Origin of the sequence: Acinetobacter bouvetii, from assembly GCF_902753875.1 — a bacterium.
GTDB classification, from domain to species: domain Bacteria; phylum Pseudomonadota; class Gammaproteobacteria; order Pseudomonadales; family Moraxellaceae; genus Acinetobacter; species Acinetobacter bouvetii_A.
In genome coordinates this window covers 171,288-193,946 of sequence record NZ_CADDTS010000022.1, presented here as the reverse complement: position 1 = coordinate 193,946, position 22,659 = coordinate 171,288, and the positions used below count along the sequence as shown (strand labels likewise).

The 22,659-nt window shown below is 40.8% G+C and carries 27 protein-coding genes and 1 pseudogene; 15 read left to right on the top strand and 13 right to left on the bottom strand.

What is annotated here, in order from left to right:
- Nucleotides 1-99, bottom strand: a pseudogene (locus FB6_RS06050) (IS982 family transposase); the annotation flags it as partial.
- A gap of 202 nt (nt 100-301) precedes the next feature.
- Between FB6_RS06050 and FB6_RS06045 the strand changes: the two are divergent.
- Both FB6_RS06045 and FB6_RS06040 read left to right on the top strand, forming a co-directional pair.
- Nucleotides 302-1,621 carry a M16 family metallopeptidase gene (locus tag FB6_RS06045; protein WP_174559132.1) on the top strand — a complete coding sequence of 440 codons (1,320 nt, stop codon included), beginning with the start codon at nt 302-304 and terminating at the stop codon, nt 1,619-1,621.
- Between the two features lie 12 nt (nt 1,622-1,633).
- Nucleotides 1,634-3,208 (top strand): insulinase family protein, encoded by a 1,575-nt coding sequence (locus tag FB6_RS06040; protein WP_174559131.1) that lies wholly within the window; start codon nt 1,634-1,636, stop codon nt 3,206-3,208.
- Here the strand turns inward: FB6_RS06040 and FB6_RS06035 are convergent.
- Complete coding sequence (locus FB6_RS06035) at nt 3,135-3,389, bottom strand: hypothetical protein (RefSeq protein ID WP_368034401.1); 255 nt, start codon at nt 3,387-3,389, stop codon at nt 3,135-3,137. The two genes, FB6_RS06040 and FB6_RS06035, sit on opposite strands and share 74 nt — an antisense overlap.
- A 175-nt stretch (nt 3,390-3,564) precedes the next feature.
- Nucleotides 3,565-3,924 carry a hypothetical protein gene (locus FB6_RS06030; RefSeq protein ID WP_174559129.1) on the bottom strand — a complete coding sequence of 120 codons (360 nt, stop codon included), beginning with the start codon at nt 3,922-3,924 and terminating at the stop codon, nt 3,565-3,567.
- A gap of 223 nt (nt 3,925-4,147) precedes the next feature.
- Between FB6_RS06030 and FB6_RS06025 the strand changes: the two genes are divergently transcribed.
- The 3 genes from FB6_RS06025 to FB6_RS06015 all read left to right on the top strand — a co-directional run bounded on the left by FB6_RS06025 (nt 4,148) and on the right by FB6_RS06015 (nt 5,461).
- Complete coding sequence (locus FB6_RS06025) at nt 4,148-4,381, top strand: hypothetical protein (protein ID WP_067724773.1); 234 nt, start codon at nt 4,148-4,150, stop codon at nt 4,379-4,381.
- A gap of 142 nt (nt 4,382-4,523) precedes the next feature.
- Nucleotides 4,524-4,898 (top strand): DUF2750 domain-containing protein, encoded by a 375-nt coding sequence (locus tag FB6_RS06020; protein ID WP_174559128.1) that lies wholly within the window; start codon nt 4,524-4,526, stop codon nt 4,896-4,898.
- 131 nt (nt 4,899-5,029) lie between these two features.
- Complete coding sequence (locus tag FB6_RS06015; protein ID WP_174559127.1) at nt 5,030-5,461, top strand: CBS domain-containing protein; 432 nt, start codon at nt 5,030-5,032, stop codon at nt 5,459-5,461.
- Nucleotides 5,462-5,541: 80 nt separating this feature from the next.
- Here FB6_RS06015 and trpB read toward each other — a convergent pair whose 3' ends face one another.
- From trpB to FB6_RS05970, 9 genes are all read right to left on the bottom strand, one after another.
- Entirely contained in the window at nt 5,542-6,756 is a 1,215-nt protein-coding gene (gene trpB, locus FB6_RS06010; RefSeq protein ID WP_174559126.1) for a tryptophan synthase subunit beta, read from the bottom strand.
- Nucleotides 6,757-6,800: 44 nt separating this feature from the next.
- Nucleotides 6,801-7,988, bottom strand: a complete 1,188-nt coding sequence (locus FB6_RS06005; protein ID WP_174559125.1) for a vWA domain-containing protein — start codon at nt 7,986-7,988, stop codon at nt 6,801-6,803.
- A gap of 13 nt (nt 7,989-8,001) precedes the next feature.
- A complete protein-coding gene (locus tag FB6_RS06000) occupies nt 8,002-8,853 on the bottom strand; it encodes an AAA family ATPase (RefSeq protein WP_174559124.1) in 852 nt (283 codons plus the stop codon).
- 21 nt (nt 8,854-8,874) lie between these two features.
- Complete coding sequence (locus FB6_RS05995) at nt 8,875-9,258, bottom strand: hypothetical protein (protein ID WP_174559123.1); 384 nt, start codon at nt 9,256-9,258, stop codon at nt 8,875-8,877.
- A gap of 21 nt (nt 9,259-9,279) precedes the next feature.
- On the bottom strand, nt 9,280-9,588 hold the full coding sequence (locus FB6_RS05990; RefSeq protein WP_174559141.1) for a YcgL domain-containing protein: 309 nt from the start codon (nt 9,586-9,588) through the stop codon (nt 9,280-9,282).
- 129 nt (nt 9,589-9,717) lie between these two features.
- Entirely contained in the window at nt 9,718-10,860 is a 1,143-nt protein-coding gene (locus tag FB6_RS05985; RefSeq protein ID WP_174559122.1) for a ribonuclease D, read from the bottom strand.
- A gap of 224 nt (nt 10,861-11,084) precedes the next feature.
- Nucleotides 11,085-11,681 carry a recombination mediator RecR gene (gene recR, locus FB6_RS05980; protein ID WP_174559121.1) on the bottom strand — a complete coding sequence of 199 codons (597 nt, stop codon included), beginning with the start codon at nt 11,679-11,681 and terminating at the stop codon, nt 11,085-11,087.
- A gap of 12 nt (nt 11,682-11,693) precedes the next feature.
- The gene (locus FB6_RS05975; RefSeq protein WP_174559120.1) at nt 11,694-12,023 is read right to left on the bottom strand and encodes a YbaB/EbfC family nucleoid-associated protein; all 330 of its coding nucleotides are present in this window, start codon (nt 12,021-12,023) and stop codon (nt 11,694-11,696) included.
- A gap of 45 nt (nt 12,024-12,068) precedes the next feature.
- On the bottom strand, nt 12,069-13,256 hold the full coding sequence (locus tag FB6_RS05970; protein ID WP_174559119.1) for an O-succinylhomoserine sulfhydrylase: 1,188 nt from the start codon (nt 13,254-13,256) through the stop codon (nt 12,069-12,071).
- A 139-nt stretch (nt 13,257-13,395) separates the two neighbouring features.
- On the opposite strand from FB6_RS05970, the gene FB6_RS05965 reads away from it, so the two are divergent.
- The 10 genes from FB6_RS05965 (at nt 13,396) to FB6_RS05920 (ending at nt 21,386) form a co-directional block, all read left to right on the top strand.
- The gene (locus tag FB6_RS05965) at nt 13,396-14,487 is read left to right on the top strand and encodes an alpha/beta fold hydrolase (protein ID WP_174559118.1); all 1,092 of its coding nucleotides are present in this window, start codon (nt 13,396-13,398) and stop codon (nt 14,485-14,487) included.
- 10 nt (nt 14,488-14,497) lie between these two features.
- Complete coding sequence (locus FB6_RS05960) at nt 14,498-15,370, top strand: NAD(P)-dependent oxidoreductase (RefSeq protein WP_174559117.1); 873 nt, start codon at nt 14,498-14,500, stop codon at nt 15,368-15,370.
- Between the two features lie 81 nt (nt 15,371-15,451).
- Complete coding sequence (locus FB6_RS05955) at nt 15,452-15,721, top strand: YARHG domain-containing protein (RefSeq protein WP_174559116.1); 270 nt, start codon at nt 15,452-15,454, stop codon at nt 15,719-15,721.
- Between the two features lie 34 nt (nt 15,722-15,755).
- Entirely contained in the window at nt 15,756-16,169 is a 414-nt protein-coding gene (locus FB6_RS05950; RefSeq protein ID WP_174559115.1) for an HIT family protein, read from the top strand.
- Nucleotides 16,170-16,474: 305 nt separating this feature from the next.
- Nucleotides 16,475-17,566, top strand: coding sequence for a porin (locus FB6_RS05945; protein WP_174559114.1), 1,092 nt, complete (start codon nt 16,475-16,477; stop codon nt 17,564-17,566).
- Nucleotides 17,567-18,032: 466 nt separating this feature from the next.
- On the top strand, nt 18,033-18,224 hold the full coding sequence (gene cydP, locus FB6_RS05940; RefSeq protein ID WP_174559113.1) for a cytochrome oxidase putative small subunit CydP: 192 nt from the start codon (nt 18,033-18,035) through the stop codon (nt 18,222-18,224).
- Nucleotides 18,224-19,810: a cytochrome ubiquinol oxidase subunit I gene (locus FB6_RS05935; protein ID WP_174559112.1), complete on the top strand. Its 1,587-nt coding sequence runs from the start codon at nt 18,224-18,226 to the stop codon at nt 19,808-19,810. The genes cydP and FB6_RS05935 overlap by 1 nt, the downstream gene beginning before the upstream one ends.
- On the top strand, nt 19,807-20,952 hold the full coding sequence (gene cydB / locus FB6_RS05930) for a cytochrome d ubiquinol oxidase subunit II (RefSeq protein ID WP_174559111.1): 1,146 nt from the start codon (nt 19,807-19,809) through the stop codon (nt 20,950-20,952). Before FB6_RS05935 ends, cydB begins: the two co-directional genes overlap by 4 nt.
- Before the next feature lie 32 nt (nt 20,953-20,984).
- A complete protein-coding gene (cydX, locus tag FB6_RS05925; RefSeq protein WP_002120988.1) occupies nt 20,985-21,086 on the top strand; it encodes a cytochrome bd-I oxidase subunit CydX in 102 nt (33 codons plus the stop codon).
- A 3-nt stretch (nt 21,087-21,089) separates the two neighbouring features.
- On the top strand, nt 21,090-21,386 hold the full coding sequence (locus FB6_RS05920) for a cyd operon YbgE family protein (protein ID WP_174559110.1): 297 nt from the start codon (nt 21,090-21,092) through the stop codon (nt 21,384-21,386).
- Nucleotides 21,387-21,451: 65 nt separating this feature from the next.
- Here FB6_RS05920 and rodA read toward each other — a convergent pair whose 3' ends face one another.
- The gene (gene rodA / locus FB6_RS05915; RefSeq protein WP_174559109.1) at nt 21,452-22,588 is read right to left on the bottom strand and encodes a rod shape-determining protein RodA; all 1,137 of its coding nucleotides are present in this window, start codon (nt 22,586-22,588) and stop codon (nt 21,452-21,454) included.
- Between the last annotated feature and the right edge of the window lie 71 nt (nt 22,589-22,659).

Here is a 22,659-nt window from a genome sequence, read left to right as displayed (position 1 = left end):
TAACGAATGACGGCTTTGTTTGAGAAATTTCCAATAAGTTGCTTCAAATTTCAGAAAGAAATCATCAATTACGCAGAATAATTCGGTACTATTGAACATCAGGACTAGGGCTTTAGGTTTTGTGTGGTAACTCAACTGATGGCTCTAGTCCTCTTATTTTTCAAGTCATTTTCTTATCCGCGATTCGGGTTAAATATAATTCATTACAGGGGTAATTCTTGTGCTTAAAAGTAACTACCCACTTTTTTTAAAGCCGTCTTTTTTTAAACAGCCTATTTTATCAATCAGTCTAGCTTTATTGATGCTGCAAAGTGGCTTGGCACATGCAGAAATACGCAGTGAATTGGCACATACCACGTTCGAAACCACACTGCAAAATGGTTTAAAAGTCATTATCCGTGAAGACCACCGTTCACCCATGGTGATGACACAAATTTGGTATCGCGTTGGAAGTAGTGACGAATCTGGCAGCTTGTTAGGTATTTCACATGTACTTGAACACATGATGTTCAAAGGCACCAATAAGGTTCCAAATGATGAATTTACCCGTTTAAGCCGTATTTATGGCGGCAGTATCAATGCGGCAACTTTCACCAATTATACTAACTACTATCAACTTTATCCCAAGAACTATTTCCCCATGGCTTTGGAGCTTGAAGCAGATCGCATGACTAACCTGTTACTGCGCCAGCAAGATTTTGAGCCGGAAATTAAAGTAGTCATGGAGGAACGGCGACTGCGCACAGACGATAACCCACGTGTACTGGCTTTTGAACGTTTCAAATGGATAGCTTATCCGACCAGTACTTATCGGCAACCGGTGATCGGCTATATGAAAAATCTGCAGCATATCCAGCTGGAAGATGTCAAAAAATGGTATCGGGATTGGTACACGCCAAATAATGCAATATTGACTATTGTGGGTGATGTCGATTCACAAAGTGCCTTATTACAAGTACAAAAGTATTTTGGTGATATTCCTGCCAGAAAAATACCGCCTCGCAATAATGTATCAGAGTTTGACCATGTTGGTTACCGGCATATGGAACTGAATTTACCTGTTCAGGTTCCCAATTTATTTATGGCCTGGAATGTACGTTCTCTGGTAACCGCTCCAAATCCTCAAGATGCCTATGCGCTGACTATTATCAGAAGTATTTTAGACAGCGGTATTTCCTCACGTCTGCAAGATCGACTGGTGCGCGACAAGAAAATCCTCACCGCACTCAGTGTATCTTATGACCCTTACAGCCGTGGCGATAGTCTATTTAGCATTTCCGCACTGCCAGTTGACGGAATCAGCTTACAAGAAGCTGAAAAATCCGTTCAGGCTGAGATTGATCTGTTAAAAACAGAACTCATTCAGCACGCAGAAATTGAACGGGTAACGACAAAATTCGTTTCAAATTTAGTTTATAACCAAGATGATATTGCTGGTCAAAGCAGGATGATTGGAAATCTGGAAATCAACGGTTTAAGTTACCGTTTAATGGATCAACTACCCAAATATTTTGAAACAGTGACACCACAAGATATTCAGCGGGTGGCGAATCTTTATTTCAACCGTGAAAATATGAGTACTTTATATCTAACTCCTACACCTAAAAGTAAAGCCCCATAATTGGAGTTGATCATGTTCAATCGATACACCTTTATTTTACTTGCCTCACTGATAGCGGGGCAATCTGCAACAGCGGACGTCGATTTCAATCCTCTTTCCGATGACAAACCTAGCTATTTACAATCTATTCCCCTGTTATTAAGCCTGCAAAATATTAATGCACAAAATCAGTTAAGTACTCCCCATGTTCAGGAGCTCAACAATAAGTATCAAGTCCGCTCGCTCTTTGCAGAATCTAAATCCCTCCCCATGGTTGATATACAGCTGACATTTAATGCAGGTGCCGCACGTGACGAAGAAATTGCGCCGGGTTTATACGGTATTGCCAATATGGCCGCAAAACTGATTGATGAAGGGACAGAAAACTATACAGCCAACGATATTGCCCGTGCTTTTGAGCGCGTTGGTGCACAATTTAGTGCGCAAGCTTATCGGGACATGTTTATTGTCAAATTACGCGTCTTGTCTGACCCTAAAAAACTTGAACCAGCCGTAGCGATGATGCTGAAAGTGTTAAATCATTCAACTTTCAAGAAATCCAGTATCAATTTGGTTTTAAGCAATACGCAAGTTGGGCAAAAACAGATTCAGGAGAGCCCCAGCCGTATGATGAATATCATGTTTTACCGTGCACTTTATGGTAAACATCCTTATGCACAACCCATCCCAGGTACTCAGGGTAGTATCAGCAAAATTAGCTCTGAACAACTACAACGGTTTAGCCAGCAATTTCTGGTTTCACAAAACCTGAATATCGCAATTACGGGGAAACTAAACAGTAAAGAAGCACTCAAACTTTCTGAACAGATTGCAGGAAACCTAAAACAGGGTGAAAAAGCCAAAGCCCTTGCTCAACCAGTTGAAAAAACATCTTTTGATATTCGCCACATTAAATTCAAGTCAAGCCAGGCTCATGTAATGATGGGACAATTAGGAACGACACGATTTGACCCAGATCGTTTAGCCCTTGAAGTTGCTAACCAGATGTTCGGAGGAAGCGGCTTTAATTCGATCCTAATGCAAGAACTCAGAGTGAAACGTGGCTATACCTATGGGGCTTATAGTTCATTTTCATTTAGCCAGGCACCGGGAAGCTTCAGTTTTAGCTACTCGACCCAACAAGATCAACTGCTCGACAGTATAAAGATAGCTCATCAGGCATTGGTCAATTTTGTGAACCAACCAATTGATAAAAATAAAATGCAAGACACCAAAGCCGGTATGCTGCGTGCCTTTCCTAACAATTATAACAGTAATGCCCATATTAATGCCCAACTCGGTTCAATCGGGTTTTATAACCAATCTGCAAACTACTTAAGCATCTATCCGCAATTGCTGGAAAAAATTACAGCACAAGATGTGCAAAATGCCATTCGGAAACATCTGCATCCTGAACGGCTAACCATTATTGTCGTCAGTGATCAATTTGATAAAAAAGCCCTGGAAGCCCTACTCAAGCAAAATCTAGCTCCCCAGTTCCCTATACCCAACAAAGAGCAAATCCCAAAATCGGTTATTGCTCCGCCTGAAAAGCCGGTAACTGATGAGCGCGCTGTGTTTCCAGATGATGTGCCTGCATCAATTTAAGATATTGTGCATAAGGAACTTGAGGTTGCTGCATGAGCAATAAAGCCATTTTTTGGGTATCTGGATAATTCGCCTGAGCAGAAAGTTTGACAATATTTTGAAACTGAACTGCTGAAATCGGTCTATGTAGGGCAATAAAAGCGAGGATTAAAATAATCGCGATAATCGTGCTAACGAGCATGTTATAGACATGTTCCAGCTTTATTTGGGATTTTAATTGAACTATTTTTTGTATTGCAATATGCATAACCTACCTCGAATTCAAGGTAGTGTAGGTTGCGGTATAAGGAAGTACAAGCAGATTTGCTCAATTTCAATGCATTCACAACAGAAATTGAGCAATTTATCTGATTTTTCTAACCCATGACATTTCTGATCACGGCGTAATAAAGCACCAAAGCAATAATTCCCAATACCAGTGCAATGGCAAAGACCCCTACGCCCCGCTCCGCATGAACTGGATGCAGTTCATCATCATCTGCAATACGCAATAACTCACCATTATAAACATCATAAAAGTCTTCGCGCTGCTGCGGATCTAGTTGACGGGTAAAATCGTAAACTCTTTTGCGTTGCGCTAAACAGAAATTTCCCAAATGTATTTCCTGATGAAAAACAGCTTCATCTAAATTTTTACGGTGCTGATGTGCAAGTTCGATAATCTGGGCTGGAGTTGGAGGCAAATCAAACGTAAAACCATCTAATGTTTTTGTCATGTTATTCTCCTTATATTTTCAATTTCCTGCATATCTATATTAATAAAAATTAGTTTTGTACATTGTTTAATCATGTAAACTTGTTTTAGGGCTAAAATACCCCATATATTGTTTGACAATATAAGTTGGTTGTAATATTAATTTAATAATACTTAGTTAAATTAGTATCAAGACAAACTTAATAGTCTTATTTAGTAATCATAATTACAATAAGGAGTTTAATATGATTCAACAACTCTCTCATCAAGATCTAGAACATGCATATGCAGATGCAGTAAACACAATTCAGTCTCAAATGAATTTTGCAGATGCAGTTCAAAAATTGGAAGAAGTGGCTCGTGCTGGTCATGGTAAAGCAGCATTGTTTCTCGCTGAACTTTATTATCAAGGTTTTCGTGTAGAACGTGATTCACTCAAAGCACAATACTGGCAGAATCTGGCCACAATGCAAGCTTAATAAAACGTCACTCAGGTGGCGTTTTTTAATCCCTTTTTTTAATAATACATATTTATTTACATTGTTTCGCAAAGCCTACACTGAACTTTAATATTAATTTCTTACAATAGCTCCTGAATTCACTACATGATGTTTTTTCGGTATGAATCGTATTAACTCATTACAACTTATTCCTAAAGATTTATTTTTTAAGATCACGATTTTAAAATCAATGATGTACTGCGGTGTACTTTGGGGCCTATATCACCAGCAAGGTTGGGCCATAATGTCCGACCATGAGGATTTTATTTTTCCATTCTGGCTGAATAGCCTTCAGGCAAAAAAATATGCCGAGTTACATTGGCCGAACTACACACCTAGAAAAATTACTCCGGCAGATTTTCAGGAATCCCTGCTCCCGACATTAACACGCTTAAAGGTGACCCCAGCGTTGTGCAATTCATCAAGCCAAAAATTTAAATTAACCACGCAGCAAATGCGCCATTTCTTTTTTGCTGAGTCTTTACAACCCGCTTAGGGTTTTTCGCCAGCGTTGAAATTGAAATACAGAAAAATGTAAATTTTTATTTATGACCTGAAAAGTATTTGCATTTTTCTTATTTCGCGCTAAGTTTAATGTCAAATAAAGAACAAGAAGGAAGATAATAAATGACCAATGTAGCTCAAGTTATTCAGGACAAAACCGAGCAAAATATTTTTACCATTAGCCCAGAGTCTACAGTACTTGAAGCAATTTCACTTATGGCTGATAAAGGTATTGGAGCACTTGTTGTTACGCATCAGGAAAAAGTAGTCGGCATACTGTCTGAGCGTGATTACACCCGCAAAGTCATGCTAATGGAGCGTACATCCAAAGAAACAACAGTCAGTGAAATCATGACTGCCAAAGTACTGACCGTGACTAAATCCACCAGTGTTGAAGATTGCTTGGGCCTGATGACTGATCGCCATTTACGTCATCTGCCTGTAGTTGAAAATGAAAAGCTGGTCGGTTTAATTTCGATTGGCGATCTGGTTAAAGCTGTGATGGATGATCAACGCAAACTGATTGATCAATTACAGCAATATATTGCCAGTTAAGATGCAAAGCCCATAAAAAAACCTCTCTATATGAGAGGTTTTTTTAATCCCAGTAAATCTCCCTTTAGCAAAGAGAGATTTTATAATGAGTTCAAGCCTAATTTTTCTGCAACATAATCCGCATCTTTATCACCACGACCAGAGACATTGACCACAATTTTCACATCTTTCGCCATTTTTGGTGCTTCACGTAAAGCCCAAGCGACTGCATGTGAACTTTCCAGTGCAGGGACAATCCCTTCTACACGTGAGAGTGTCATAAATGCATCCAGACATTCCTGATCGGTTGCTGTGTTATATTCCACACGGCCTAGGTCTTTCAATAAGCTATGCTGTGGACCCACTCCTGGATAATCCAGTCCAGAAGCAATCGAGTGTACCGGTAAAGGCTCACCCTGCTCATTTTCAAGCACATAACAGGCCATACCGTGAATTTGACTCGGTTTACCCAACGTTAAGGTTGCTGAATGCATATTGGTATCCAGACCATGACCAGCAGGTTCCACACCTACCAGTTTCACATCCGGATCATTTAAGAATGCCGTGAATGCACCCATGGCATTTGAACCACCACCGACACAAGCCACGATATAGTCAGGATTTGAACCAAAACGCTCATTGGTCTGAACTTTAATTTCATCGCCAATAATCGCCTGAAAATCACGAACCATTTTTGGAAATGGATGTGGCCCCACCACAGAACCAATCGCGTAAATAAAGTTTTTCGGATCTTTTAAATATTCTTCAAACGCACTGTCTACTGCATCTTTTAAAGTTGCAGTACCACGGGTAACAGAAATCAATTTAGCGCCCAAAATTTTCATTTTGACCACGTTTGGATGTTCTTTTTCAATATCCACTTGTCCCATATGAATTTCACATGGAATACCAACTAAAGCACACGCGGTTGCAAGTGCCACACCATGCTGACCCGCACCTGTTTCAGCAATCACCTTACTTTTACCCATATATTTGGCAAGCAGAGCTTCACCTAGGCAATGGTTAATTTTATGTGCGCCGGTGTGGTTTAAATCTTCACGTTTCAGGTAAATTTGTGCACCACCCAATTGCTCTGACAAACGCTTGGCATGAAACAGTGGACTAGGACGACCGACATAATTGGCAAACAAGTCAGCCAATTCATTTTGAAATTCAGTAGTATGGCGAATCTCTTCATAGGCTACATTAATTTCATCCATCGCTTCTTTTAAATGCGGTGGGATAAATTGACCACCGTATTGTCCAAAGAAACCTTCCTCATTGGGTAATGGGATACCATTGATTTGATGATCCATATCTAAATCCTTTCATTGCAAAAAAACATGCCACTTCAACACGATTAACGAGCTAAATATTTTGTCATATCTTCCACACCTTTTAAGGTCATGGGATACATATGATCTTCAAAAATCTGTTTGATCTGACCAATGGTATGGGTGTAATGCCAATAACTGTCTTCTTCTGGATTGAGCCATGCAGTTTTTTCAAAATGTTGACGCAGTCGCTGTAACCAGACATTACCCGCTTCATCATTCATATATTCCACCGAACCACCGGCTGAGTTCAGCTCATAAGGAGCCATACTGGCATCCCCCACCACAATCACCCGATAGTCACGACCATAGGTGTTGAATAAATCCCAAGTGTTCATACGGGTATTAGAACGACGGATATTGTCCTTCCAGACATAATCATAGAGACAGTTATGGAAATAGAAATATTCCAAGGTTTTAAATTCAGTTTTGGCCGCACTGAATAGCTTTTCACATTGCGCGATGTGTGAATCCATCGATCCACCAACATCAAACAACATCAGCACTTTGATGCGGTTACGACGCTCAGGTACCAACTGGACATCTAAAATACCCTGCTTGGCGGTTTCCCGAATCGTACCGTTAATATCCAGCTCTTCAGCAGCGCCTTGACGGGCAAATTTGCGCAAACGGCGGAGTGCCATTTGCATTTGGCGTGTGCCTAGAATTTGCTCATCGTCCAGATTTTGGTATTTACGCTGTTCCCAGACTTTCACCGCAGAACGTTTACGCCCGGGCCCACCAATACGCACACCTTCAGGATGATCACCATAGGCACCGAATGGAGAAGTGCCACCAGTACCAATCATCTTATTACCGCCCTGATGCTTCTTGTGCTGTTCACGAAGCCGCTCTTCCAGCATCTTCATCAGCTCTTCAAGGGAACCGGCTTTTTTCAGCTCTTCGCGCTGTTCAGGCGTGAGATGTTTTTCCAGAAGTTCCAGATCAAACCAGTCCTTTGGCAATTTATGCACCTGATTGAGTAAATCATCCAGATCAAAAGTCGAGATACCATCAAAGTAATCTTTCATGGCACGGTCGAACTTGTCAAAGAAGCGTTCATCCTTGACCATCACGGTTTTGGCCAGTTGATAGAACTCGTCCTGATCGGCAAAAACCAGTCCTGAGGCCACCGCTTCATTCAGGTCAATCAGTTCACGCGTGGATACCGGCACACCGTATTTGCGTAAGGTATAAAACAATCGCACAAACATGCGTGTTTCTCCCTTAGCGACGTGACATAAAGGCTAAACGTTCAAGCAATTGTACATCTTGCTCGTTTTTAATCAGTGCCCCGTACAATGGTGGTATCGCTTTGGATTTGTCATGATTGCGCAAAACATCTTCCGGCATATCATCTGCCATCAACAGGCTTAACCAGTCAATCAGTTCAGAGGTTGATGGTGGTTTCTTTAAGCCCGGAATCTGGCGCAGCTTGAAAAACACTTGCAATGCTTCATTGACCAATGCAGCTGAAACTTGTGGGAAATGCACGTCAATAATCTCGCGCATGGTCGCTTCATCAGGGAATTCAATATAATGGAAGAAACAGCGACGCAGGAAAGCATCAGGCAGCTCTTTTTCATTATTCGAAGTAATAATCACGATCGGACGCTGGGTCGCGTTGATGGTTTCCCCTGTTTCATAGACAAAAAACGACATCTTGTCGAGTTCATGCAATAAGTCATTCGGAAATTCGATATCTGCCTTATCAATTTCATCAATCAATAACACACAGCGTTGTTCACTGGTGAATGCTTCCCACAATTTTCCAGGTTTAATATAGTTTTTAATGTCATAAACACGATCGTCGCCCAATTGGCTATCACGTAACCGTGATACCGCATCGTATTCATACAAACCTTGCTGTGCCTTGGTTGTCGACTTGATATGCCAGGTAATCAGCTCAAGCCCCAGACTTTCAGCAACTTGCTCTGCAAGCAAGGTTTTGCCGGTACCCGGCTCCCCTTTGACCAGCAACGGTTTTTGCAAGCTACGAGCAGCCTTGACAGCCAGTTTTAAACTATCAGTCGCAATGTACTGATCTGTACCGGAAAATTGTTGAGTATCCACAGACATGATTTAACCTTATTGTTTTACTTAAAGCGGTGAACTATTTTTGTTTGCAACAAATTTGGCTTTGTTGGCCGTGTATTTAGACCACAAAGCCCCGACCACCAAACCCAGACCAACTACAAAGAGAATGAGTGCTGCATTTGACCAGATCAAAGCCTTTTCTTTGGTCAATATGCCAAATAGCAGACCAAAAATAGCCGGGGCAATAGATGCATTATTTCCTTCAGATACTGTTGGTGTCAGTAAAATCGCAAATCCGATAATCCAGGTGATTCCACCTACGGGCTTAGGTAAGCGTTTTGCAATGGCATACCATGCCCAAAGCATAATCACGCTTCCCAATAAATACACCGTGACAGCAATACTGTCTTCAGGAATTGAATCTAGTAGAGAAAAAAGACCATTCATCCTGCAACTCCTGATGAAGTGTTAAGCGCCACGAAGCCCTTCGGGTGCTACAGCATTGGGATTGATCAAGCCTTCTGGAGGAACCTGAATAAAGAAACCTTTCGTTTCAATAGAGTCAATCACATGCAATACATTGACACGTGCCAGTTTACGGCTTTCAGTTAACTCTAAATCCATGACAAAAGTCGCACGACCAAAGGCTACGCGCATCGCTTCCGGTAAAACTTCCAGCGGATTAACAGCGTCAGCTTCGTTTTCAGTTGGCGCTGGACGGGCGATGTAAAGATACATTTCATCTTTTTTGCTAGATTTAAAAATTGAACAGTGCATAGTTGAAACAGTACTCATAAAACTCAGGACAAAGCATACAGCAAAAAAAAGACTGATACATTAGTGATTATTAACGCATCAGTCGTGATTGTGTATAAATGTTAATTCTTTAAACGAAATGCTTAAAAATTATTCCATCACTTTCATTTGGGTAGACAGATAATTTTCGTCTGCATGCAGTACGTCAATCAGCGGTTTGGTCAGTACATCATGACGCCAACCCAACAGATAAGCCGGTAAATCCTGTTCGTCATTATGGAATACCACATGTTGATACAGTGCATTCAACCATTTTTTACGCATCAACACTTCTTTGGGCACGCCAATCTCTTGTGCCACACCCTGAATGACATTCTCGACTTTTTCACCAATCTCTTTAGAAGAATGACGAATCGGACGTGCCATACGTAGCGGCCACTCAGCCTGTTCAGGTAGGAACTTCAACAAGTCCAGAATCGTTTTGCCGTGATCACGAACAATATTTGCACGAATATCTTTAGTATTAGACAACTGGAAATGGTTGCGTGGATTTTTTTCCACCAGATCCATCATGGTCGAATTTTTCAGGATAAAACTGCGCGGAATATTCAAAGCTTTTACCATCTGTTCACGCCACACTGCCAGTTGCTGTAATTGCATCAATTGACGGCGCGAATGACGATAATTACCAATATCGTGATACAGCATATCCACAGGAGTTTCCTCACCAATTTCATCAGTGAGATGGCGACAATCTTCCAATGCAAAATCAAGTAGATGTTTATCGGTCAATTCCTGCTGAATTTTATTCGAAAGATTCATCAGATAAAATACATCATTGGCGGCATAAGTCAGCTGCTCCGGAGTCAGTGGACGTGCCAACCAATCCGAGCGGGTCTGGTCTTTATCAATTTCAACATCAAGCATATGTTTTAATGCATTTTGATAGCTCATTTGCAGCCCATGTCCCAAAAAAGACATGCCCACTTGAGTGTCAAACACATTGCTTAGATTTTTTTGCTGTGCGTAATGATAAATTAAATCAATATCTTCACTGCATGCATGAAAGATATTTTGCTGAGCCTGAAACAGTTTTTTCCAAAATGCAGACAAATCCAGACTTGTCCCATCCAGTAAAAACACCTGACCCACAACATTGATTTGAAATACTCCCAATTTTGGCCACAGGGTATCGACTTTGATAAATTCAGTGTCTAGGCCATAAATGGACGTCTGCCCCATCAAGTGCAGAATATTTTCTAAATCTTTTTGTTGCTGAATGAACTGAAACATATTACCGAGTCTAAAAGCAGATTCTCTTGAAAAGTATATTAACCGATATATAGCATTTAGATATAACAAAATTTATATCTAGCCGGTATATTCATAATATTTGAGTATTTAAATAATAAAGCAACCATTTTTTATATTTTTTTTGTATAAGTTCAGGTTTGTTTTAAGTAAATGTTACCCAAGTCTTGTTCTTTTTAAAAATCATGAAATAAGCACTTATGTACTTATTTCATACGCATCCGATTATGTACAGCCTGACTTAAAGTATGACTATCCACATATTCAAGTTCTCCCCCTTGCGGAACACCTTGTGCAATTCGGGTCATCTGAACAGGTAAATGTTTGGTCGCTTCCACCAGATAATGTGCTGTAGCCTGGCCTTCAACGGTCGCGTTGGTCGCCAGAATGACTTCTGAAACCGCGCCTTGGCTTAAACGCTGAATCAGATATGGAATACCAATTTCTTCCGGTCCAATCCCATCTAGTGGTGACAGGTGCCCGCCCAATACATGGTATTTTCCGCGAAAACTGCCACTCTGCTCAATCGCCATCACATCGGCAGGTGATTCCACCACACAAAGAAGTGCATCATCCCGATCATGTGAAAGACAGATATCACAGACTTCATTTTCTGTCAGGGAATGGCAAACACTACATTCATGAATATAGGTCGCTGCCTCATTCAAAGCATGGGCCAGCCCTACGGCACCTTCTCTATTTTTCATGATCAGGTGTAATGCCATGCGCTGAGCCGATTTCGGCCCAACACTTGGCAAAATACGTAAAGCTTGTACCAGTTGATCAAATCGATCACTAAACACTAAACGTATCCCTTAGAACAAGCCTGAAAGACCTGGTGGCAAGCCCATACCAGAGTTTGCACCTTTCATTTTTTCTTCAGAAATCGCTTCTGCCTGACGTGCAGCATCATTCATTGCTGCTGCAATCAAGTCTTCGATCATGTCAGCATCGTCTTGCAAAAGTTCAGGACTGATTTCGATACGCTTCACGACATTGCGGCAAGTCATCGTAACTTTAACCAAACCACCACCGGCTTCAGCATGAACTTCAGTTTGTGCAAGCTCTTCTTTGGCCTTTTTTACATTGGCTTCCATATCTTTTTGCATGCGCTGTGCTTGCTGCATCAACATATTGATGTTCATAAAATACTCCGAACACAAAACTTTAAAATGAGATAATCAATACGATCAGATTAAATCTAAACCACGACTTAGATCGCGAATAATATCATTAATATCTTCCAAACCAACAGAGACTCGAATTAAACCTTCGCTAATTCCTGCTGCTTTTTTCGCTTCTGCTGACATTCTGCCATGAGAAGTGGTCGCTGGATGGGTAATTGTTGATTTCACATCACCCAAGTTACTGGTAATTGAAAGGAAACGTGTATGATCAATGACAGTCCATGCACCTTCACGTTCGCCTTTTACCACAAACGATACAACACCACCAAAGCCTTTCTGTTGTTTTTTCGCCAATTCATGACCTGCATGATTTGGTAAGCCCGCATAGTAAACTTTTTCCACTTTTGGATGCGCGTCTAACCATTCAGCCAATACTTGCGCACTTTCACAATGCGCTTTCATACGTAGACTGAGTGTTTCTAAGCCTTTTAAGAAGATCCATGCATTAAATGGACTCATTGAGTTACCCAGTGTACGAATTACACCGGTAATTTCTTCCATTAATTTTGCACTACCCACGACTGCACCACCAAGCGCACGACCTTGACCATCAATATATTTAGTTGATGAGTAAATCACGAGATCTGCACCAAATTTAATTGGCTGTTGCAATACAGGCGTACAGAAGGTGTTGTCTACAGCAAATAAAGCACCATGCGCATGAGCAATATCTGCAATCGCTTGTAGGTCGCCTACTTGTGCCAATGGATTTGATGGTGTTTCGATAAATAATAGACGAGTCGTTGGACGAATGGCTTTTTCCCAAGCATCTAGGTCTTCTAAGTCAACAAAAGTAACGTCCACACCAAATTTAACGACATATTTTTCAAATAAAGAAATGATTGAGCCGAATACTGCACGTGAACAAACAACATGATCACCTGATTTTAAGTATGCCAAAGTCACCGCATGTACACCTGCCATACCCGAACTGGTTGCAACAGCTGCCTCCGCGCCATCTAAAACAGCGAGACGTTTTTCAAAAGTTTGTACAGTTGGGTTGGTATAACGTGAATAGGTATTCCCTTCAATTTGTCCTGAAAATTTAGCGGCTGCATCGGCTGCATTTTCACAAACAAAAGATGAAGTCAGGAAGATTGGTTCACTATGCTCACCTTCAAAAGTACGGTCATGACCTGTACGAATCGCTAAAGTCTCTAATTGATATTCGATGTCGTCTTGTTGGCTCATCTGTATGACTCAGTCTCGAGGACTGCCTTTTGTGAAGAATTGCCAACATTTTGAGCGTCTATGGCATTTAAGGTCAAGGTATAATACGCAAATATCGCCTACACTTCGATCAATCCTCTATATACCAGTACGCCTGACAATGCTCCAAGTTAAAACAACTCTTAGTAAACATAAGAGCAAACTCAAAAACTTATCTACGCGTTTATTTGATTCGCGTTCACTGGTTTTGTCTCAAACAACGCCTTATAAGCTCATTGCAGAATATAAGAAAACCCGGGTGCGTTATTACGCCTCTCCAGATAAACAGTATAAAGAGCCCTTAGTCTTTGTTGCCCCTCTGGCCATCAATATGGCCATTTATGACTTATATCCTTACCGCTCATTGGTGAAACATTTTCAGAATAGCGGCTTTGATGTTTACTTAGTTGAATGGGGACATTACAACTATCAAGACCGTTTTTTAAATTTCATGTCTTTTATTGATGACGCAATTCCGTATTGTATAGACCAGATTCGCGCGCATGCAGAATGTGATCAAATTTCATTGCATGGCTGGAGTATGGCCGGGGTATTTGTGATGCTATATTGCGCCCTGCACCAACCGAATCATGTGAAAAATTTGATTGTATTAGGTAGCCCTGTTGATAGCTATGCTTCAGGTCGTACAGGTAAGCTGTTTCAAAAAGCAAATCAACTCATTGCCAAAAACAAGGCTCTGCAAAACAAGATTTACTCAGAAATGGTGCCCAAGCATCTCATTCATACACCCGGCATTCTGAATGCACTGGGTTTTAAAATTATTGATCCCAAAGGCTGGTTTCAAAGTCAGAAGCAGTTTTTATCAAATCTGAATGACACCCAATCTTTATATGAACACGCTACCATGGGTAACTTCCTGAACCGAATGATTGATTATCCAGGTGGTGTGAATCAGGATATGATTTTTAATGTTTGGCTACAAAATCCACTAAAAACTGGCGTTATCAAATTACAAGATAAGAATATCGAATTAAAAAATATAAGCTGTTCCCTATTGGTTGGTGCAGGTCGTAGCGATCAGATCGTCTCGCAGGAAGCAGTTAAACCTTTAATTGAATTGACAAATAGTCAGGATGTCACGTTTACTCTTATTCCCGGTGGTCATTTAGGGCTAATGTCTAGCCAATCCAGTGCCAACGAGTTCTGGCCTTTCTTGACTACCTGGCTCAAACAGCGATCGAGTAAAATATAAAGGACACATCATGATTCAGTCAGTTGCATTTATCGGCTTAGGTGCTATGGGTTACCGTATGGCAGCGCATTTACCAAAGCATTTCGACACAGTCTATGTCTGGAACCGTAATTTCGATAAAGCCAAACAACATGCTGCTGAATATGGCACACAAGCTGTCGGACTAGAGCAGGCCGTTCAGGCCGATATCATTTTCTCCTGTTTACCTACCAGTCAGGACGTAGAAGACCTGATTAACGGTGTAAGCATTAAATCTGGTGCAGTCTGGGTAGATTGCACCAGCGGCGTCCCTGAATCAGCAAAAAAACTCAGCAAGCAATTAAAAATACAAAATGTAGACTTTCTGGATGCTCCAGTGAGTGGCCAAACCATTGGCGCTGAAAATGCCACCTTAACCGTGATGATTGGAGGTGATGCAGCAGCGTTTGAAAAAGCCCTTCCAGCTATTCAGGTCTTGGGCAAACTGATTAAACATGTGGGTGAATCAGGTGCGGGTTTTGCCGTCAAGGCGGTCAACAATATGTTATTGGCTGTAAATCTTTGTTCAGTGGCTGAAGGTTTTACTACGCTTAAAGCCCATGGTGTTAACCTGCAAGAAGCTTTGGACTGTATCAATGCCTCAAGTGGCAAAAGTGGCGTGACAGAAACAGTACTACCGCAGCGAGTATTAAATCGTAGCTTTCCACTGACCTTTGCGCTACCTTTACTAGCGAAAGATACAGGTATTGCATTAGATTTGGTTCGTGATGCTAAACTGTCAGCACCGGTGATTGCCTTGACGCAAAGTCTGATTCAGGCAGCCAGCAATTTAGCAGAGCAAGATAGTGATTTTTCTAGCGCTGTAAAAATGTATGAATCATGGAGTAAAATTACACTTGAGTAATAACTCGCCATTGAATAATGATAATTAAACCTAATATTGTGGTGATGTGCTATACACAATGTTCTAACAGAGGAAACCCTCATGACTAAGTTTACTGTTGCAATGTGTGCTAGCTTTGCAACTCTTTTTGGGGCGACTGCATTTGCAGCCACAGCAGAGCAAGAATGTCAAAAACTGAAAAATGATCATGATGTCATTTATGCATCTAAAGGTTTTTGCTTTAAAGATCCTGAAGCGAAGGCAAAGTTTGGCAATGACAATTGCTATACAACCAAGCCAAAATTTTCAGAAAAAGAGCAACAACGACTTGACGCCATCAAAGATCGTCAGAAAGAATTGAACTGTAAATAATTACAGCTCTCAATTCACTTTCCAAGGATTCGCTATGCTTTACGATGATCAAAATATATTTGCACGAATTATTCGTAATGAACTTCCTGCAATTAAAGTGTATGAAGACGAATTTGTTCTCGCTTTCATGGACATCATGCCACAAGCTGAAGGTCATACCTTGGTCATCCCGAAAACACCGGCAATTACCTTGCTTGATCTACCACCAGATGCTGCAGCATATACTATTCAGATTGTGCAAAAAGTTGCCCAGGCAATGAAAGTCGCTCTTGATGTGCAAGGTATTGTGCTTATGCAACTATCAGGTGCATCTGCAGGTCAAACAGTGCCGCATGTACATTTCCATCTGATCCCAAGTTCGGTACATGAACTTGGCAAGCATGCCTTGCATATGGGTGATCAAGAAAAAATCAAAGCACTGGCTGAAAAAATTAAAGCCGAACTTTAAAATTCACTCGAATTTTAATCTGTCTAAAATGGAGCTTCGGCTCCATTTTTTATAACCATCCTTCAAATAATTTATTTCAATATTTTTAAATAAAAATTAAAACTTTGAAAAATAATAAAAATTATTATTTAAGGCAATATTTTTCGTCATAAAACTGTCATCTATCTTTCACTTCCCTGTCATAAAGTTTGCAGATACTGCTTAGCAAGTTGGTGAGCTTCTGTAACTTTTTGTACTTAGGCAAACTAAAAAGAAGTGTTAATTAAGGCGAATGCCATTTAGAACCGTGTTTTGGAGAAATCTCGATGAAAAAACTGCTTCTCGCTGCTGTTGTAGCGGCTATGGGGACGAGTGCAGCACAAGCGGCACCAACTTTGTACGGTAAATTAAATGTTACCCTAGACCAAGTTGACAATAGTAAATTTGATGGCAAAAACGTTACAGAAATAAACTCTAATGCTTCGCGTTTAGGGGTAAAAGGCGAAGAAAAATTAACAGATAAGATGTCGGCAGTGTATTTGGCCGAGTGGGAAGTTTCAACCGATGGTAATAAAGACAAAGACTGGGGAATGCGTAACCGCTTCTTGGGTCTTAAATTTGCCGATATCGGTACATTAAAAGCCGGTCAATATGATTCTTACTTCAAAAATGCTGCAGGAAATAACCAGGATATTTTTAACGATCACAACCACCTCGATATGACCAATATGTTGTATGGTGAAGATCGTTTAGGTAACGCAATCGGGTTTGAAACCGATAAAAAGTTACTTGGCGGCCTTCAATTCAATATTATGGCGCAGCAAGGTGAAGATTCAGCGACCGACAATGACACTAAAGGTCAAAAAGGTAAACGTAATGGTTTTGGTGATGGCATTTCAACTTCACTTGGCTATGAAAACAAAGACTATGGCGTGGCTGCAGCAGTTGCAGGAAACTTCGGTGTTGCAGGTAAATACAACGCTTACAGCTTAACAGGCATATATTCAGATGCAGTCCGGGTCACTGGTTCTGTTGATCTAACTAAAGCGGGTGTTGATGGTCTGGTTTTCGGTGCGCTTTGGCAAACGGCTCAACCTACCGATGATACGGTAACAACATCGGCAGGTACACCTGCAGTAGTCACTTCATATAAAGGCCTTCAAGAAGATGCCTATGGTGTGACCGCTGCTTACGCAATTCCATCTACCCCATGGAAATTAAAAGCTGAATACCTATCTTCCAATACTTCTGTAGATAGTAAATCTGACCGTCAAATCGACCAATATGGCGTAGGTGTTGATTATAATATTAATAAACAAGCACGCTTCTACGGAGTTGTCGGTCAACAGAAACGTGATTGGTTAGCTAAAGATGATACGAAAACTGTCGTTGGTTTAGGTATGGAATATAACTTCTAATTTAAAAGTCAACTCAAAAAAGACTGCTTCAAAAGCGGTCTTTTTTTTATTTCTGCACTGACAAAATGTTTATCTCTAAGCTTTGTAACAACCACCTTAAAATAATTCCTCACTGACATTCAATGCATGAATATTAATAAAATTAATCTCATTCTTTTAATAAAAACCACATCAATATAAATACAACTGTTTTAGTTGGTTTTTAAAATAAAATATAAGCTATTTAGTCAGAATTAATAAAACCCAATACACAGCATTCCAGTCAAGATTTAAAAAGAAAAACAAAGCAATTTAGTCAACTTAAAAACCACAAAAAATTAGTTTATTCTTTAACAATTAACACATATAAGTTATTGTTTTAAAAACACTAAATAATATATTTTTATTTTAACTGTTTGATCTATTTATTTTTAGTAATTTTTTGTTTAATAATATGCATTATGTTTTAAAAAATAGGCTTATTCGCATGAGCTTAATACCCAAAGATTTCAACCAACGATTAGTTCGTGAGATCGCAATCATTTTAATAATTAAGATTGCACTCCTGCTGACGATTAAACACATCTGGTTTGACGCCCCTACTATTCCTCAAAATTTTGACAATCAAGTTGCCGAGCATATTGCTGGCAATTCTTCCCCAATCAAGGAGACACGTTGATGATTTCTGAAAGCGTGGTCGATCTTTCGCGGTTCCAATTTGCAATGACCGCGTTGTATCACTTTATATTTGTACCTCTTACTCTTGGTCTGGCTTTTATTCTTGCCATCATGGAAACCACCTATGTGATTTCTGGTAAAGAAATTTATAAAGACATGACTAAATTCTGGGGAAAACTTTTTGGTATTAACTTTGCCTTAGGTGTAACTACAGGCTTAACCATGGAGTTCCAGTTTGGTACAAACTGGGCGTACTATTCGCATTATGTCGGTGACATTTTCGGTGCGCCACTCGCTATTGAAGGATTAATGGCATTTTTCTTAGAATCGACTTTTATTGGTCTATTCTTCTTCGGCTGGGACCGGCTTTCCAGAGTTCAGCATTTAGCCGTGACCTGGCTGGTTGCACTCGGTTCAAACATGTCGGCACTTTGGATTTTAGTTGCCAATGGCTGGATGCAAAACCCAGTGGGTGCAGAGTTCAACTTTGAAACCATGCGTATGGAGTTGGTTGACTTCGGTGCACTGATTTTCAACCCAGTGGCTCAGGTTAAATTTGTCCATACTGTATCTTCAGGTTATGTGACTGGTGCAATTTTCGTTTTAGCAATTTCGAGTTTCTATTTGCTGAAAAAACGTGATGTACCTTTTGCACGCCGCTCTTTCGCTATTGCTGCAATCTTTGGCTTGGCATCTACATTATCTGTTATTTTACTGGGTGATGAATCAGGTTATGAACTTGGTGACGTGCAAAAAACCAAATTAGCTGCAATTGAAGCAGAATGGGAAACTCACCCAGCACCTGCTCCATTTACCTTGTTTGGTATTCCCAATAAACAAGAACAACGCACTGACTATGCCATCAAAATTCCATATGTAATGGGTATCATTGCGACACGTTCTATTGATAAAGAAGTGACTGGTCTGAAAGACCTCATGGTTCAACATGAGCTTCGTATCCGTAATGGTATGACTGCATATGCCGAACTTGAAAAACTTCGTGCAGGCGATCGTTCTCCAGCACTTCTAGCTTCTTTCAAAGAAAACCAAAAAGACTTGGGTTATGGCTTACTTCTTAAAAAATACACACCAAATGTAGTAGATGCTTCTGAAGATCAAATCAAAGCAGCAACTAAGGATACTATTCCTAACGTAACTGCATTGTTCTTCTCGTTCCGTGCCATGGTTGCTTCCGGTTTCTTAATGCTACTTCTCTTTATCCTTGCAACTTATGCAGTGGCTAAACGTAATGCAGAAAACAAACCTTGGTTACTTAAATTTGCACTTTACGGCCTTCCATTACCGTGGATTGCTACACAAACTGGCTGGTATGTGGCTGAAGGTGGCCGTCAACCGTGGACTATTGGTGAAGTTTTACCAACACATCTCTCTGCTTCAAGCTTAAGCACTGGGGACATTTGGGGTTCAATCTTAGCGCTTGCAGCGTTCTATACAGTACTTCTTATTATCGAAATGTACTTGATGATCAAATTCGCTCGCTTAGGTCCAAGTTCTTTACATACTGGTAAATACCATTTTGAAAAAGCCGATGATCAAAACCACGCTGCTGCGGAGGCTCAATCATGATCGAATATGAATTACTCAAAATTATCTGGTGGGTTCTGGTTGGTGTACTACTAATTGGTTTTGCTCTCACCGATGGCTTCGATATGGGTTCCATGGCAATTATGCCATTCGTGGGAAAAAACGATGAAGAACGTCGTGCGGCAATCAATACGATTGCCCCACACTGGGACGGCAACCAAGTGTGGTTCATTACCGCAGGTGGTGCACTGTTTGCTGCATGGCCTATGGTGTATGCAACAGCATTCTCGGGCATGTACTGGGCTTTACTACTCGTACTGTTTGCCCTGTTCTTAAGACCTGTTGGTTTTGACTACCGCTCTAAACTTGAGAACAAAAAATGGCGTAACTCTTGGGACTGGGGTCTATGTGTAGGTGGTGCTGTTCCTGCATTAGTATTTGGCGTTGCCTTCGGTAACATGTTCCTAGGCGTGCCATTCACATTAGATGAAACTGTACGCTCAACCTATACTGGTAGCTTCTTTGCCCTACTCAACCCATTTGCCTTAGTCTGCGGTATCGTCAGCTTATCCATGCTAAGTGCTCATGGCGGTGCATGGTTAATGCTTCGTACAGATGGTGACTTGCGTTCACGTTCTGCGAAAGCAACTCAATTGATGGGTGTGCTGTTCTTAGTTTGTTTCCTAGGTGCTGGTGCTTGGTTATACTTCGGTGGTATTGAAGGTTATAGCCTAGCTCAACCATTTGATACTAACGGTGTAGCCAACCCTCTTGCTAAAGAAGTTATTACCAATGGTAACCATGGCTGGATGAATAACTACTCGACTTATCCAATCACCATGATTGCACCTGTATTGGCAATCTTGGGTAGCTTGATTGTGATTGCATCTGCTGCGAAAGCAAAAGCAGGTTTAAGCTTCCTAGGCACATCAATGATGATTGTTGGTGCAATCTTAACTGCTGGTTTTGCCCTGTTCCCATTCCTTATGCCTTCAAGCATCAATCCTGTTGCAAGCTTGACTATGTGGGATGCCGTTTCTAGTAAAAACACACTCACTGTAATGACTGTTGCAGCCTGTATTTTTGTTCCAATCATCTTGTGCTACACCACTTGGTGTTATTACAAAATGTGGGGCGTTATTACTAACAAACACGTTCAAGAAAACTCGCACAGCCTCTACTAAGGCTGTGTTGAAAAAACTAGGAGTTATTCAATATGTGGTATTTTGCTTGGATTCTCGGTATTTTAATGGCGTGCTTTGCAGGCGTATTAAGTGCCCTTTATATCGAACATCATCAAGATTTAGATGAGGAATAAACAATGACAGAAATCGCAATGACAACAGAAGGAAGCAAGCCAAATAAATTTGTAATGGCCATTTCATTTTTGATGGCATTGCCACTTGCTACGGTGTTACTCATTCACCCTAGCCTCATGCTAGATGCCAATGGTCACTATAACCATAGCGCATTGATGATGATCATGATTGGCATTTCAGGTGGATTTATTTACGGAGTAGGATTTCTGCCTAAGTTTTGGCTTTGGAAATGGCTGTTTAGCCCATTTGTCGCATGGCCTTTAATGCTCTGGGGTTACTATACCTGGTTCCTCGCTTGATCAGAATCATGTAAAAAAGCCCTCAATCGAGGGCTTTTTTTTGTCTGCTTTTTTGTATTTTTTACTTAACGATGGGTATGAATCGACATCACAATCCCCATACTGGCCAGTAGAGAAATCACCGCTGAGCCACCATAACTCATCAGCGGTAATGGATCACCGGTCACAGGTAATATGCCACTTGCCATCCCCGAGTTTAAAAACACAAAGAAAAAGAAAGTTAGTCCAATAGCACCGGCAAATAAACGTCCAAAATTATGAAAGCTATTCAAGCCAATCATTAAACAACGAATAATAATTGCCGCAAACAGACTGAAGATTAAAAATACTCCAATAAAGCCATATTCTTCAGCATAAGCCGACATAATAAAGTCTGTATGATGTTCCGGCAAATAGCCCAGATGTGACTGAGTTCCAGTTAAATACCCCTTACCGGTCAAACCGCCTGAACCAATCGCAATTTTGGACTGAATAATATTCCAGCCGGCCCCCAAAGCATCAGATTCGGGATCAAATAAAGTCAAAATCCGCTTTTTTTGATAGGTTTGCAGTACAAACATCCATAGCAGTGGTGCAGCCACCGCTAAAGCCGTCAGTGCGCCCAAAATTAAACGCCATGACATACCACACAGGAACAGCACAAAAACACCTGGAATAATCAGACCGATGTTCAAGTCCGGCTGTAACGCCACCAAAACAAAAGGCACCATCATTAACATCAGGCCCAATACAATCTGAACAAAGGTCGGTGGAAATGCACGACGTGAAAAAAACCAGGCCATCATCAATGGCATGGCAAATTTCATGATTTCACTGGGTTGCATACTGCCGATACCCGGAATGGTCAGCCAACGCTTAGCTCCCAGACGCGTATCACCAATCACCAAGACTAGCATCAAAAGCACCACACCGAAGATATAAAAATATGGACTTGCAGCCTGATAAACTTTTGGTGGAACTTGAGCGCACAAAAACAATAAAATAAAACCCACGCCAAAACTGGTCGCCTGACGAATCACCATAGTGCTATCTTGCATGGTCGCACTATATACCACCATTAAACCCAGTATTGAATTCAATACCAGAAAAGCCAGTAGCCATGGATCCAAATGTAATTTGGCCCATCTGGATGAGTCGTGCTTAATGCTTCTACCATCACGTAATGAGTGACGTAAAAAACGATACTGGGATGAAGGTATCATTTGAAATAATTAAAGGTGTCGATGAGGTGGGAAATTATAAAATTAAAGCTATGCAGATAACATAGCTACAG

Excerpts from the sequence above, each read along its gene's own strand:
- FB6_RS06015 (WP_174559127.1), top strand. The coding sequence starts at position 5,030 with ATGACCAATGTAGCTCAAGTTATTCAGGACAAAACCGAGCAAAATATT.
- FB6_RS05990 (WP_174559141.1), bottom strand. The coding sequence starts at position 9,588 with ATGCACTGTTCAATTTTTAAATCTAGCAAAAAAGATGAAATGTATCTT.
- FB6_RS06040 (WP_174559131.1), top strand. The coding sequence starts at position 1,634 with ATGTTCAATCGATACACCTTTATTTTACTTGCCTCACTGATAGCGGGG.
- trpB (WP_174559126.1), bottom strand. The coding sequence starts at position 6,756 with ATGGATCATCAAATCAATGGTATCCCATTACCCAATGAGGAAGGTTTC.
- cydP (WP_174559113.1), top strand. The coding sequence starts at position 18,033 with ATGAGCTTAATACCCAAAGATTTCAACCAACGATTAGTTCGTGAGATC.
- cydX (WP_002120988.1), top strand. The coding sequence starts at position 20,985 with ATGTGGTATTTTGCTTGGATTCTCGGTATTTTAATGGCGTGCTTTGCA.
- FB6_RS05920 (WP_174559110.1), top strand. The coding sequence starts at position 21,090 with ATGACAGAAATCGCAATGACAACAGAAGGAAGCAAGCCAAATAAATTT.
- FB6_RS05985 (WP_174559122.1), bottom strand. The coding sequence starts at position 10,860 with ATGTTTCAGTTCATTCAGCAACAAAAAGATTTAGAAAATATTCTGCAC.
- FB6_RS05995 (WP_174559123.1), bottom strand. The coding sequence starts at position 9,258 with ATGAATGGTCTTTTTTCTCTACTAGATTCAATTCCTGAAGACAGTATT.
- FB6_RS05975 (WP_174559120.1), bottom strand. The coding sequence starts at position 12,023 with ATGAACATCAATATGTTGATGCAGCAAGCACAGCGCATGCAAAAAGAT.
- cydB (WP_174559111.1), top strand. The coding sequence starts at position 19,807 with ATGATCGAATATGAATTACTCAAAATTATCTGGTGGGTTCTGGTTGGT.
- FB6_RS06030 (WP_174559129.1), bottom strand. The coding sequence starts at position 3,924 with ATGACAAAAACATTAGATGGTTTTACGTTTGATTTGCCTCCAACTCCA.
- rodA (WP_174559109.1), bottom strand. The coding sequence starts at position 22,588 with ATGATACCTTCATCCCAGTATCGTTTTTTACGTCACTCATTACGTGAT.
- FB6_RS06035 (WP_368034401.1), bottom strand. The coding sequence starts at position 3,389 with ATGCTCGTTAGCACGATTATCGCGATTATTTTAATCCTCGCTTTTATT.
- FB6_RS05960 (WP_174559117.1), top strand. The coding sequence starts at position 14,498 with ATGATTCAGTCAGTTGCATTTATCGGCTTAGGTGCTATGGGTTACCGT.
- FB6_RS05945 (WP_174559114.1), top strand. The coding sequence starts at position 16,475 with ATGAAAAAACTGCTTCTCGCTGCTGTTGTAGCGGCTATGGGGACGAGT.
- FB6_RS05965 (WP_174559118.1), top strand. The coding sequence starts at position 13,396 with ATGCTCCAAGTTAAAACAACTCTTAGTAAACATAAGAGCAAACTCAAA.
- FB6_RS06000 (WP_174559124.1), bottom strand. The coding sequence starts at position 8,853 with ATGTCTGTGGATACTCAACAATTTTCCGGTACAGATCAGTACATTGCG.
- FB6_RS05970 (WP_174559119.1), bottom strand. The coding sequence starts at position 13,256 with ATGAGCCAACAAGACGACATCGAATATCAATTAGAGACTTTAGCGATT.
- FB6_RS06025 (WP_067724773.1), top strand. The coding sequence starts at position 4,148 with ATGATTCAACAACTCTCTCATCAAGATCTAGAACATGCATATGCAGAT.
- FB6_RS05935 (WP_174559112.1), top strand. The coding sequence starts at position 18,224 with ATGATTTCTGAAAGCGTGGTCGATCTTTCGCGGTTCCAATTTGCAATG.
- FB6_RS06045 (WP_174559132.1), top strand. The coding sequence starts at position 302 with ATGCTGCAAAGTGGCTTGGCACATGCAGAAATACGCAGTGAATTGGCA.
- FB6_RS06020 (WP_174559128.1), top strand. The coding sequence starts at position 4,524 with ATGAATCGTATTAACTCATTACAACTTATTCCTAAAGATTTATTTTTT.
- FB6_RS05955 (WP_174559116.1), top strand. The coding sequence starts at position 15,452 with ATGACTAAGTTTACTGTTGCAATGTGTGCTAGCTTTGCAACTCTTTTT.
- FB6_RS06005 (WP_174559125.1), bottom strand. The coding sequence starts at position 7,988 with ATGTTTGTGCGATTGTTTTATACCTTACGCAAATACGGTGTGCCGGTA.
- FB6_RS05950 (WP_174559115.1), top strand. The coding sequence starts at position 15,756 with ATGCTTTACGATGATCAAAATATATTTGCACGAATTATTCGTAATGAA.